The 12458-nt window shown below is 56.6% G+C and carries 11 protein-coding genes and 1 pseudogene; 9 read left to right on the top strand and 3 right to left on the bottom strand.

Going from position 1 to position 12458, the window contains the following annotated elements; translation table 11 throughout:
* Window positions 1-52: 52 nt before the first annotated feature.
* Window positions 53-481, top strand: a complete 429-nt coding sequence (locus LRS06_RS14325) for an OsmC family peroxiredoxin (protein ID WP_257872094.1) — start codon at window positions 53-55, stop codon at window positions 479-481.
* An 84-nt stretch (window positions 482-565) separates the two neighbouring features.
* Entirely contained in the window at window positions 566-1039 is a 474-nt protein-coding gene (locus LRS06_RS14320) for a hypothetical protein (protein ID WP_257872093.1), read from the top strand.
* Window positions 1040-1237: 198 nt separating this feature from the next.
* On the opposite strand, the pseudogene dnaA reads toward LRS06_RS14320, so the two are convergent.
* The 3 genes and pseudogenes from dnaA to LRS06_RS14305 form a co-directional block, all read right to left on the bottom strand.
* Window positions 1238-2729: pseudogene (gene dnaA / locus LRS06_RS14315) on the bottom strand (chromosomal replication initiator protein DnaA).
* A 141-nt stretch (window positions 2730-2870) separates the two neighbouring features.
* The gene (locus LRS06_RS14310; RefSeq protein ID WP_257872092.1) at window positions 2871-3785 is read right to left on the bottom strand and encodes a bifunctional UDP-sugar hydrolase/5'-nucleotidase; all 915 of its coding nucleotides are present in this window, start codon (window positions 3783-3785) and stop codon (window positions 2871-2873) included.
* Between the two features lie 165 nt (window positions 3786-3950).
* Window positions 3951-4709 (bottom strand): 5'-nucleotidase C-terminal domain-containing protein, encoded by a 759-nt coding sequence (locus tag LRS06_RS14305; RefSeq protein WP_257872091.1) that lies wholly within the window; start codon window positions 4707-4709, stop codon window positions 3951-3953.
* Window positions 4710-4930: 221 nt separating this feature from the next.
* On the opposite strand from LRS06_RS14305, the gene LRS06_RS14300 reads away from it, so the two are divergent.
* The 7 genes from LRS06_RS14300 (at window position 4931) to LRS06_RS14270 (ending at window position 12448) form a co-directional block, all read left to right on the top strand.
* Window positions 4931-6739 (top strand): methylmalonyl-CoA mutase family protein, encoded by a 1809-nt coding sequence (locus tag LRS06_RS14300; protein ID WP_257872090.1) that lies wholly within the window; start codon window positions 4931-4933, stop codon window positions 6737-6739.
* A 59-nt stretch (window positions 6740-6798) separates the two neighbouring features.
* On the top strand, window positions 6799-7167 hold the full coding sequence (locus tag LRS06_RS14295; RefSeq protein ID WP_257872089.1) for a four helix bundle protein: 369 nt from the start codon (window positions 6799-6801) through the stop codon (window positions 7165-7167).
* A gap of 121 nt (window positions 7168-7288) precedes the next feature.
* Window positions 7289-9493: a methylmalonyl-CoA mutase gene (gene scpA / locus LRS06_RS14290; RefSeq protein WP_257872088.1), complete on the top strand. Its 2205-nt coding sequence runs from the start codon at window positions 7289-7291 to the stop codon at window positions 9491-9493.
* 110 nt (window positions 9494-9603) lie between these two features.
* Complete coding sequence (locus tag LRS06_RS14285) at window positions 9604-10362, top strand: IS5 family transposase (RefSeq protein ID WP_257869830.1); 759 nt, start codon at window positions 9604-9606, stop codon at window positions 10360-10362.
* A 21-nt stretch (window positions 10363-10383) separates the two neighbouring features.
* Entirely contained in the window at window positions 10384-11250 is an 867-nt protein-coding gene (locus LRS06_RS14280) for a ParA family protein (RefSeq protein WP_257872087.1), read from the top strand.
* Window positions 11247-11723, top strand: a complete 477-nt coding sequence (locus LRS06_RS14275) for a hypothetical protein (RefSeq protein WP_257872086.1) — start codon at window positions 11247-11249, stop codon at window positions 11721-11723. The genes LRS06_RS14280 and LRS06_RS14275 overlap by 4 nt, the downstream gene beginning before the upstream one ends.
* A 2-nt stretch (window positions 11724-11725) precedes the next feature.
* Complete coding sequence (locus LRS06_RS14270; RefSeq protein WP_257872085.1) at window positions 11726-12448, top strand: hypothetical protein; 723 nt, start codon at window positions 11726-11728, stop codon at window positions 12446-12448.
* Window positions 12449-12458: the final 10 nt, after the last annotated feature.

Genomic DNA, 12458 nt, shown 5'->3' with positions numbered 1-12458 from the left:
TTGGAGGCCGTACTTACTTTACTCAAGTATTCACCTTTCATACTTTCTCTATATGATCAACCAACGTGGCAAGGCCGTCTGGAACGGCGACATCAAAGGCAGCGGCGAAATTTCCACCCAAAGCGGCACGGTGCAGGCGCCCTACTCGGTAGGCGCCCGGTTTGAAGGCCAGAAAGGCACCAACCCCGAAGAGCTGATTGGGGCGGCCCACGCTGGCTGCTATACCATGTTCCTGACCAGCATTCTGACCAAGGACGGCAAGCAGGTTCAGCAGATCCGTACCGAGTCGAAGGTGACGCTGGATACCTCGGGAGAGGTACCGAAAATCGTAAAGATTTCCCTGACGACGGAAGGCGAAGTTGCCGGCGTCTCCCAGGAAGAGTTTCAGCAGTATGCCGAAAAAGCCAAGGACAACTGCCCCATTTCGCAGGTCCTGAAAGCCGTACCCGAAATGGAGCTGGCCTCGGCCACTCTGAAATAAGCCGAAAGGCAGTTGTTGGTCGTTCTGTGTTGCACAACCGACAACTTCTTACTTTTGCGGCTTCTCTCCTCTTCCCAAGCTTTTATGCCTCCAGCTTCTACCCGTTTCCGTCTTCAGCCCGCCAACACGCAGCGCATTCCGTTCTGGGGGCAGCTGTTCATCGGGCTTATCTGGCTGGGCTACGTACTGGCGCTGATTATCTCCGGCGAAGGCAGCAGCGACTTCCACTTTTTGCACTACGTGTTTCTGGTGTTCAGCGTGGTGTACCTGGGCTACGTGCTGGTGCACAACGCGCCTATTTTTGGCACCCAGAGCTACCTGGAGTTCACGCCTGCCTACATCGTGCACAAGAGCGGCCTGTTCCGGGCCAAGCAGGCTTTTCCGGCCGAAACCATTGCCGCTATTGAGTTGCTGCCCCGCCAGCTGCGCCTCAAGCTGAAAGATGGCACCAGCTTCCCCCTGAGTTTGCGCGAAGTGCGCGGCGTTAAGCGCAAGCGCCTCGTGCTGGAGAAAGTCCGCACGTTTGCCGCCCAGCACCAGATTCCGGTGCGGGAGTAGCCTCACCCCCTACCCCTCTCCCATGGAGAGGGGAGCCTGACGAAACAAAGCCTCGGCTGGTAAGCCGAGGCTTTGCTATGTGGTACAATTCCGGTTCCTGGTAGCGGCTGCGGAGGCATGAGCCGAAGCAGCTGCGCTGGGTAGCGCCTGGCTCCCCTCTCCTTGGGAGAGGGGCCGGGGGTGAGGCTCTACAGGCCCTTACTTCGCGAATTTCTTGCGCAGCTCCTGCACCTGGCTGCGGAACTGCTTATCGGAATCGATAAGGTCCGACACAGTTTGAACCGAGTGAATGACGGTGCTATGGTCGCGGCCGCCGAAGTGGTAGCCGATGCTTTTAAGGGAGTGGTTGGTGTGCTCCTTGGCAAAGTACATAGCCACCTGCCGGGCAGTTACCACTTCCTTTTTGCGGGTTTTGGCTTTCAGCAGGTCCACCGAAATACCAAAGTACTCGGCCACGGTTTTCTGGATAAAGTCCAGGTTTACCTCCGCCTCCACATCCTCAATGATGTGGCGCAGAGCCTGCTTGGCCATTTCCAGGTCAATTTCGCGGCGGTTGAGGGAGCTTTGCGCAATCAGGGAAATCAGCACGCCTTCCAGCTCGCGCACGTTGGTATCCACGGAGTACGCCAGGTACTCCACCACCTGCGGCGGTATGTCGATGCCATCCTGCTGCATCTTGTTCTGGATGATGGCCATGCGCGTCTCGAAGTCGGGGCTTTGCAGGTCGGCCGTGAGGCCCCACTTAAAGCGCGAAAGCAGCCGGTCTTCCAGGCCCACCAGGTCGCGCGGGGGGCGGTCCGAGGTCATCACAATCTGCTTCCCGGCCTGATGCAGGTGGTTGAAGATGTGGAAAAACATTTCCTGGGTCTTGTCCTTGCCCGACAGAAACTGCACGTCGTCCAGAATCAGGATATCCACCAACAGGTAGAAGTTGGCGAAATCCTGCACCGCGTTGGCCCGCAGGCTTTCGATGAACTGGTTCGTAAACTTCTCCGCCGACACGTAGAGCACGAACTTATCGGTGTTCGAAGCCTTAATGTGGTTGCCGATGGCCTGCACCAGGTGGGTTTTACCCAGGCCCACGCCGCCATAAATCATCAGCGGGTTAAAGCTCGTAGTGCCCGGCTTGTTGGCTACGGCTAGACCGGCCGAGCGCGCCAGGCGGTTGCAGTCCCCCCTCAATGTAGTTCTCGAAGGAATACGTGTTGTTGAGCTGGGACTGCAGGTAGTTGCGGTCGATAACCTTGGACGCCTCGAACGGGTTGCGCAGCTGGGCCGGCGCCACCGGCGCGGCCGCGGCCGCCGCCACGTTGCGGGCCGAGGCCGTGAGGGCCCCCGCGGCTATTGAGCCGGCCACCGTAGCGGCATCGGCCGGACCCGTCATCTTGCGGGCTGTGGGGATGTTGACGGTGCGCGGCTTGTTCTGGCTGTTGCCCTGGTCTACCACAATGGAGTACTCCAGCCGGCCCTCGGGGCCCAACTCCTGGTAAATGCCGCGCTTGAGCTCCTCCACGTAGTGCTCTTCCAGCCACTCGTAAAAAAACTGGCTGGGCACCTGGATTACGAGTACGTTGTTGTGCAGGGCTACCGGCACAATGGGCTCAAACCACGTGCGGAAACTCTGCTCCCCGATGCTGCTCCTGATGATGCGAAGACAGTTGGCCCATACGATACGGCAATCCTTCAACATCAATGAAAATCAGGCAAATGCGTGGTTGCGAGGGCAAAAAGGGAGAAGCAGGCCAAGGCTTACGATAGAGCCTTTTTTTTAGGGGGAGACAAAAATGTGGAAAAGTCAGGAGACAAAAAAACCCATTTCTGCTTGCGAATGTCAGGCCGTATGCACGGGTAGCACCGTCGCCTGCGCCACGCCCGGCCGGCGCGTGCCCCGCTCGAACACGTAATCGATACGGCCGAGATTGATACCCGACCACCCAACCTGATTAATCAGCGTCTGGTGACCGTTAGGGCCGGCTACCACATCGGGCTTGTCGAGGAACGTGTGCGTGTGGCCGCCTAGTATAAGGTCGATGCCGGGCGCACCGGCCGCCAATTTAAAATCGTCGATTTTCGCGCTTTCGTATTTGTAGCCCAGGTGCGAAAGGCAAATAACCATGTCGCACTTCTCGGGGCCGCGCAGCCTGGCTACCATTTCGTTGGCCGTAGCCACGGGGTCGAGGTAGCGGGTGGCGCCGTAGTTGCGGTCGGCTACCAGCCCGGCCAGCTCAATACCCAACCCGAACACGCCAATGCGGTGTCCGGCTTTTTCAAAGACCTTATAAGGCTGAAAACGACCGGCCAGTGGCGTCTGCGAGAAGTCGTAGTTGGCCGTCAGGAACGGGAAGGTAGCGTTGGGCAGCTGCTTCTGCAGTCCTTCCAGGCCGTTGTCGAAGTCGTGGTTGCCGAGGGTGCTGGCGTCGTAGCGCATCTGCGACATCAGCTTGTACTCCAGCTCGCCCCCGAAAAAGTTGAAATACGGCGTGCCCTGCCAGATGTCGCCTGAGTCGAGCAGCAGCACGTTGGCCTCCTGCTGGCGGATCTGGGCTATCAGCGAAGCCCGACGAGCCATGCCGCCCATGCCGGCCCACTGCGCCGCATTATCCGGGAAAGGCTCGATGCGGGAGTGCATGTCGTTGGTATGCAGAATCACCAGCTTTGCGGCATCGGCCGCGGCGGCCGGCAGGCTCAGCAGCCCCAGGCTGGCAGCACCCAGCGTACTATGCTTCAGAAATTCGCGACGGTCCATCTGACTAATGTGCTAATGTGCTAATGTGGGTTGAATGTGCTAATGTGGGGAATGTGCTGGTGTGCTAATGTGGAAAATGTGCTGATGTGGGATGGGTAAGCATTTCTCACATTATCCACATCAGCACATTAGCGAAGCGCAGCACATTCAACTCACATTAGCACATTATAACTTCACTCTTCCTTCTACTTTGGCTTCTACCGGGCGGCCGGCTTTGGTGAGCTCCTGAATGTGCTCCGTGATGGCCGTGCGCAGCAGCACGCCGGTTTTGCGCGGGGCCAGCGCCCGGAAAAACGTCATCTGGTCGCCGCCGCCTGCCAGGTAGTCGCTGATGGCAATGGTGTAGGTACGGCCGGCCTCGAAAGGCTTGCCGCCGATGAGGATGTTGGTGGCTTTACCCTCGGGCGTGGCCGTGTATACAGCGCCCGACAGCGCCATCTTCATCCGGGCCGCATAGTCGAAAATCTGCTGCACCACGGCGCCGGGCGCGTCCAGCACAACCAGCTCGTTCTCGAAGGGCATCAGCTCAAACACCGAGCCCACCGTAACCGGCCCGGCCGGCAGCGGGGCCCGCAGGCCGCCGTTGCTCATCACGCCTAGGTCGATGGGCTGCTTGAGCTCCCGACTGGCGCGGCTGCGCTGCAGGTCGGCCACAAAGTTGGCCAGCGGCGACTCGCCGGAGTTTTTGGTAATAGCCACCGGCGCCGTACCCAGCACGGTGCTCATCGTTTCCTCTACCTTGCGGTGATAGGGCGCAATGGTCGCCTCGGCCGTCGGGTCGGCGGGCAGCTGCTTGCCCACGGGCTGCGCCGTAACGGGCGCCAGCGTGGCCTTGGCCTGATAAGGGGCGCGCTGGCAGGCCGGCAACAGGCTGCCGCAGGCCAGGGCAACGCCCAGCAGAAGACCAGAAGAAGTGAATTTCATGCGAAAGCTCAGGTCAGGAAGAGGGCAAAGATACGCAGCCGCGCGCACCTGCACCGCCGACGGAGGCCGGGCTCTTCGCCGCAGCCGGAAGTTTTCCGTACGGGAAGTAGAGCGTAGTGCCTTGCTTGTCTGCCCGGCCAGCCGCTGCTAAGCGCCGGGCGGCCTCTCGCCGATATCTAGCCCATTCCGGTATCTTTAGCCCGTTTCCCACCCATTTTGCTATGTCCGATACGCCGCGCCCCGGGTCTGTTTCCTTTGCTGAGTTTGCCCCGCTTTCCACTGAGCAGTGGCAGCAGCGCCTCACCCGCGACCTGAAAGGCGCCGACCTGGCCGACTTGCGCTGGCATACGCCCGAAGGCCTGGTGCTGGAGCCCTTCTACCACCGCGAAGCCCTGGCTGCCCTCGGCAACCTGCCCGCTCCCCAGGTGCCTGCCGTGCCCGGCCGCTGGCGCAACGTGCCCACGCTGCTGGTGCCCGCCCACGACAACGGCCACACGGCCGTCGACCACGCTGCCCAGGCCCTGCAGCGGGGTGCCGACGGTATCCACTTCGATATCAGCTCCCCGGCGCTTTTTGACGTGGGCTACCTGGCCGCCACGCTGCCCACCGCCTCTGCCTACCTGTGCTACACCGTATGCCAGCACCCGGACGAGTTTCTGCAACGCCTGCTCGAAGCGGTGCCGCCCCATACGCTGCGCGGGTTTCTGCGCTACGCACCCGGCCAGGGCAGCTCCCCCGACGACTACGGCCTGCAGGTGGAAGCCCAGCGCCGCTGCCTGCAGCTGGCCCGGACCTGCCCCGACTTCCTGCCGCTGGCCATCAACGGCAATTTTTTCAGCAACCGCGGCGCCTCGGCCGTGCAGGAAGTGGCCTACATCCTGAATACGGCCGTAGCCTTTCTGGACAGCCTGCCGGCCGATGATACCAGCATCGACGTGACGGCGGTGGCAGCCGCCCTGCACCTGCACGTGAGCGTGGGCACCAGCTACTTCATGGAAATAGCCAAGCTGCGCGCCCTGCGCCGGCTGTGGGCCACCCTGCTGCACGCCTATGGGGTACCTCCGGAAGTAGCTGGCCGCCTCCATATCCACGCCGCCACCTCCTCCTGGGTGCAAACCACGCTCGACCCGCATACCAACCTGCTGCGCGTGACCACCGAGGCCATGAGCGCCGTGCTGGGCGGGGCCGATTCGGTATCCGTCACGCCCTTCGATAGCCTTTACGCCGAGCCCAACGAGTTTTCGAGCCGCGTGGCCCGCAACGTGCCCATCATCCTGCGCGAAGAAGCTTACCTCGACCGGGTGGCCGACCCCGCCGCCGGCTCCTACTTCATTGAAACCCTCACCGACCAGCTGGCCCAGGATGCCTGGACGCTGTTTCAGGAAATGGAAGCGGCCGGGGGCTTGCTGGCGGGCCGGGGCCGGATGCTGGAGTCTATTCGCCAGAAGACGATGGAGGAATTCCAGCGCATTGCCAGCGGTGAGCAGGTGATTTTGGGCACCAACCGCTTCCAGAACGCTCAGGAGCAGTTTGCCTTCGATGCCAAGAAGCTGCTGCGCAGCCGCTACTTCGATACCAACCGGGCTGCTTATCCCTCGGAGGTGCTGCGGCTGGCCACGGCCATGCACTTTGTGCGCAAGGAGCAGAAAAAGAAAAAAGCCGCCGTGGTGCTGCTCGGCACCGATACCATTCAGCTGATCTACGACTCCTTCGTGCGGCTGCTGTCCCCGGCCGAGCGGCCCGCGCTATCGGAGGCCCCGCCGGCGGGCGCCCTGTCCATCCTGTTTTCCTCGGCCGAAGAAGCCACGCTCATGTCGGCCACAAATGAGCAGTTCCGGCGCTTCTCGGAGTTTATTCTGCAGGAGCCCCAGGAAGACCCCGAGGAAATGCTGGCTGACCACGACGCGCCCGTGCTGCTCTCCGCCGACCTGGCTACCATGCGCGAGGCCATGCGCGTGTTCGGCTTCCAGGAGTTCACCCTCCACGGCCACACCACCGACGACGTGCTGGCCCGCCTGCAGGGGCGGTGAGTTTGTTGGGGTGACAAGTGACAGGTAACACGTGACAGGTTTTTAAGAGAACTGATACTATGCGGCGCGAGAAACCCCACTACCGCTTGGAATGCTGGCGGCTGGCTTTCGACTTCGTGCCGATAGCCTATCAAATAGCGCATTCCTTTCCTGCTACTGAGCGGTATGAGTTGGCTTCTCAACTGCGGCGGGCAGCTACTTCGGTTCCCCTGAATATTGCCGAGGGAGCGGGCCGCTATTCTTCAGCCGAATTCAGTCGGTTCCTACTTATTGCTCGTGGTTCCGTTACCGAACTGGATACAATCCTGTTGCTGGCCGAACGCCTTGGCTATATGACCAGTACTCAAACCGATGAAGCTATTGCTGCACTAGACCGAATCACCGGTTTGATTAACGGCTTACTAAAGTCACTCCGGCCAAAAGAATAACAGCTATTTCTCCACTGCTCCATCTTATTCTTTACTTCATTACTCTAGTATTCTCTATCATCCGCCACCCGCAAAACCTGTCACGTGTCACCTGTTTCGTGTTACGTGTTACCCAAAACCCATGAAACCCGACTTCGCCACCATCCCCTACAACGCCGCGCCGCTGGCTTCGCCACTTACGCAGCCGGCCACCTCTTCAACCCCCGAGGGCATTGAGTTGAAAGCTTACTACACGGCCGAAGACATAGCGACGCTCGACCACCTGGGGTTTGGAGCGGGACAGGCGCCGTTTCTGCGCGGGCCCTACTCCTCCATGTATGTGCAGAACCCCTGGACGGTGCGTCAGTACGCGGGCTTCAGCACGGCCGAGGCCAGCAACGCCTTTTACCGCCGCAACCTCGCGGGCGGGCAGAAAGGCCTGAGCGTGGCCTTCGATCTGGCCACGCACCGGGGCTACGACTCCGACCACCCCCGCGTGCAGGGCGACGTGGGCAAGGCCGGCGTGGCCATCGACTCGGTGGAGGATATGAAGATCTTGTTCGACCAGATTCCGCTGGACCAGATGTCGGTGTCGATGACCATGAACGGGGCGGTGCTGCCGATTATGGCCTTCTACATCGTGGCGGCTGAGGAGCAGGGCGTGAGCCCGGAGAAGCTGGCGGGCACCATTCAGAACGACATTCTGAAGGAGTTCATGGTGCGCAATACCTACATCTATCCGCCCGCGCCCTCCATGCGCATCATTGCCGATATCTTCAGCTACACGGCGCGGCTGATGCCCAAGTTCAACTCCATCAGCATCTCGGGCTACCACATGCAGGAAGCCGGAGCCACCGCCGACCTGGAGCTGGCCTACACTCTGGCCGACGGCGTGGAGTACGTGCGCGCCGGCCTCGCGGCGGGCATGACCATCGACCAGTTTGCGCCCCGCCTGTCGTTTTTCTGGGCCATCGGCATGAACCACTTCATGGAAATTGCCAAGATGCGCGCCGGCCGCCTGCTTTGGGCCAAGCTCATGAAAGGCCTCGGGGCCGAAAACCCCAAGAGCCTGGCCCTGCGCACTCACTGCCAGACCTCGGGCTACTCCCTCACCGAACAGGACCCCTTCAACAACGTCACGCGCACCTGCGTGGAGGCCCTGGCCGCGGCCCTGGGTGGCACCCAGAGTTTGCACACCAACGCCCTCGACGAGGCCATTGCCCTGCCCACCGACTTCTCGGCCCGCATTGCCCGCAACACCCAGCTCTACCTCCAGCACGAAACCGACATTACCCGCGTGGTAGACCCCTGGGGCGGCTCCTACTACGTGGAGCGCCTCACCCACGAGCTGGCCGACAAGGCCTGGGCCCTGATCCAGGAAGTGGAGGAGCTGGGCGGCATGGCCAAGGCCATTGAAACCGGGCTGCCCAAGCTGCGCATTGAGGAGGCCGCCGCCCGCAAGCAGGCCCGCATCGACTCGGGCAAGGAAATCATTGTGGGGGTGAACCGCTACCGCCTCACCGAGGAGGAACAGGCCCGCGAGGCGCAGATCGAAATCCTCGACATCGACAACGCCGCCGTGCGCGAGTCGCAGATTGCCCGCCTCACCCAGCTTAAAGCCAACCGCGACAACGCCGCCGTGCAGCAAGCTCTCCAGGCACTGACCGACGCTGCGCGGGAAGTTTCTAGTTCCTCGTTGCTGGTTGCTAGTTCGGACGATCAACCAGAAACCACCAACCAGAAACCAGAAACTAGAAACTTATTAGACCTGGCGGTCCAGGCCGCCCGCCTGCGCGCTACGCTGGGCGAAATATCCGATGCCCTGGAGGCTGTGTATGGCCGCCATCAGGCCACCATCCGCACCGTGTCGGGCGTGTACTCCCAGGAAATGGACTACGACCAGGAATTTGCCAAGGCCCGCCAGCTGGCCGACGAGTTCAGCCAGAAAGAAGGCCGCCGCCCCCGCATGATGGTGGCCAAAATGGGCCAGGACGGCCACGACCGGGGCGCCAAAGTCATTGCCACCTCCTTTGCCGACGTGGGCTTCGACGTGGACATTGCCCCCCTGTTCCAGACGCCCGCGGAAGTAGCCCGCCAGGCCGCCGAAAACGACGTGCACGTGGTGGGGGTTTCCTCGCTGGCCGCCGGCCACAAAACCCTGGTGCCCCAGCTCATCGAAGAACTAGCTAAATTGGACCGGGCCGATATCCTCGTCATTGCCGGGGGCGTTATCCCGGCCCAGGACTACCCTTTCCTCTACGACGCCGGCGTGACCGGCATCTACGGCCCCGGCACCGTCATTGCCGTAGCCGCCCAGGAGATTCTGCGGAAGCTGGAGACTCTGTAATCTATTTTCACATTCACATCAAATTAAGAGCGTGTTTGGGAATTGGGTAGGGCAGTAAACAGAAACGAGTCAGTAAGTTGCCGGGGGAGTTCCAAGGCTCCTTCCTGCTTATGGTTGAGTGCTATCAACCCCTTACTGACTCGCAGTGGCAAGTTATTGAGTTGCTACTGCCCGTGCACCGGCGACGGCGCTTGTGCTTGCGCCACGTGTTCAACGCCTTGCTCTATGTGTGCCGCACGGGCTGCCAATGGCGGGCACTGCCACGCCAGTTTCCGCCCTGGACAGCGGTCTACTATTACTTCTACCGCTGGCAACGTCTGGGCCTGTGGCAGCAGCTCAACACGGTCGTCAACGCCCTGGATCGGGTCGCGCACGGCCGCGAACCCACCCCGGCGCTGGCCTGCGTGGACAGCCAGAGCGTGAAGCTGGCCCCGCGCATTTACGAACACCGCGGCCTGGACGCACATAAGCTCATCAACGGCCGCAAACGCCAAGTTCTAGTCGATTCTGGCGGACGCATCTGGGCTGCGCATGTACACGCGGCCCACCGCCATGACAGTACCGGGGCTTTGGCCCTGTTGCCGCACCGCCCCTGGTGGGCGCGGCGCCTGCAGCGGGTGCTCACCGATGCCGCCTACCGCGGGCGCTTTGCGCGCCATCTGCTGAGCTTAGGCCTGGTCCAGCAGATCAGTAGTCGGCCGCCCACGCAGCGCGGCTTCGTGCCACTGGCCCGGCGCTGGGTCGTCGAGCGCACCTTCGCCTGGCTGGCCTGCTTTCGCCGGGTCGTCGTCGATTACGAATTTACCCCCGCTAGCCATGTCACTTGGTTACTGCTAGCCAACATCACCATGGCGCTCAATCGGGCTTGAATTCCCAAACACGCTCTAAACATGGCCGCTTTAGCAAAACCCACGACAATTTCAATATTAAATATGAAAGGTGGTGTAGGTAAAACCACACTCTCAGTTCATCTAGCTTATTTATTGTGCATAGAGCACAACAAAAAAGTTCTTGTAGTTGATGTAGACCCACAATTTAACGCAACTCAATATTTGGTTATAGATGATAAAAAAATTCTAGATCATTTCAAAAACAAGAAAACAACATATGATATCCTGTTAGATAAAGAAGATGAAGAAGATATTAATTTAGCAGGAGTAGGCACTAAAGAAGAAAACAAAGAAAATCTAGAAGATTATATAATTAATATAGTAAGGGGCACACGTGGCTCGCGTTTGGACTTGATACCATCATCATTAAAACTCGTTTATGTTGAATCTGGTAAACGCGGTATGGAACACAGACTATCCAACTTCTTGACTGCATCATGCCAACATTACGACTATATCATAATAGACTGCCCACCAACATTATCTATTCATACTATGAGTGCTTATCTAGCGTCTGAACACTACTTGGTACCGATTAAGCCTGATAAACTTTCTTCCTTAGGCCTACCCCTTTTGGAGAGAGGATTACGGCAAGCGGATAAGGATTATGGTCACAAACTGAACCAAATTGGGGTAATATTTACAATGGTTGACAATCGTTCTAAATTACCTCAAACGATTATGAATGATATAAGAGCAGCAGGAAAAAGAACAACCTTATCTAACTTCTCCAGCTCTTCGGTAATTGTTGCAAAGAGTGTATCTGCACTTCCAGCCTTCTATTCTGACCCCAAAAATTCAAAGTACACTGACGAGTTCAGAAATATTACCAAAGAAGTACTGAACTTAATAACTCCAAAGAAATGAACTTTGAAAAATTAACAAAGGCAGAGCTCATCAAAGTATTGGAAGCTATTAGCCAAGTGATAGAGTCACCTTCTGCACAAAAGAGCCAGAAAGAAGAATTCTTTTGGGATGGCCATATTAAAAATAGAGCAATTATTAAACGTTCTAACAGATATATCGCAGAAGATATAGATAGTGACTTATCCAATCTCATTGGTGTAATTCCATTCTTTTTATTGAACGAGAATATATTTCAAAAAAATCAGGACTTGTCAGACTTCGCCAAAAGACTCGATATACAAGTGCCTTTTGCAGGCAAGAGGGGCAAGGAGGAAATTGTCGGAAGAATAATTTCACAAATAGCACGTTTTGATATAATTAAATTAAAACAGTTAAATGCAATCATGGACCAGCTAACTTTCAACCCACCCAAAGAAGACAAAAATTCTTTCTTTAGCGCTTGGGATGATATAATTAGCAATATGAAACTTTAACCATGAGTAATATAAAGGATTCAAAGCTGATCAAGTCAGACTTAGAAAATACTATAAATTTCTTCAAACAACAAGAGAAACAGCCACAGACACCGCAAAACCCACATCTTGAAGAGATAGTCAAAAATATTCACAAAACAGCATATTGCATCAAATTATTTTCAATAAAACTCGATTCAAATATTGCATTAAATAAAAAAATATTCGTTAAAGGAATGCTTTCAGATTACATTACTATAATGCATTTATTAATAAACAATTTTGAAATATCGTCCGAATTAACATTAAGAAGAATAATAGAGTTATTTTACAACCACATATATTATTATGACCACCCTATAGAATACATTCAATTAGAGCAAGGCAAAAACGAATACACACCTATTATTGAGTTAAAAAAATATGTAGAAAAACATCCATTAATCCCTAATTCAAAAGATGATAATATTAAAATCATGAACGACAATATATTCAATCATTATCACAATATAAGCAGAACTGTTCATGCAAAAGGATCCGAACATATGGCATTATTTGACAATATTCAACAATTAAAAAATTCATTCGCATATATATCCCAGTTTCTGATTGACATTAACAGTATTTCCCAAGCAATTATTTATATATTATTCAAAATACATAAAGATATTCCTTTTACTCCTGTAGAACGCTCTACGCTAACAAGCTTTCTTCCCAGAGAATACAGACGCAAGATGACAGAATAATGAACGAAAC

The organism is Hymenobacter sp. J193 (genome assembly GCF_024700075.1).
In the GTDB taxonomy this organism is placed as follows: domain Bacteria; phylum Bacteroidota; class Bacteroidia; order Cytophagales; family Hymenobacteraceae; genus Hymenobacter.
The sequence above is the reverse complement of the archived record's forward strand: the minus strand, read 5'-3'. Positions and strand labels throughout refer to the sequence as shown.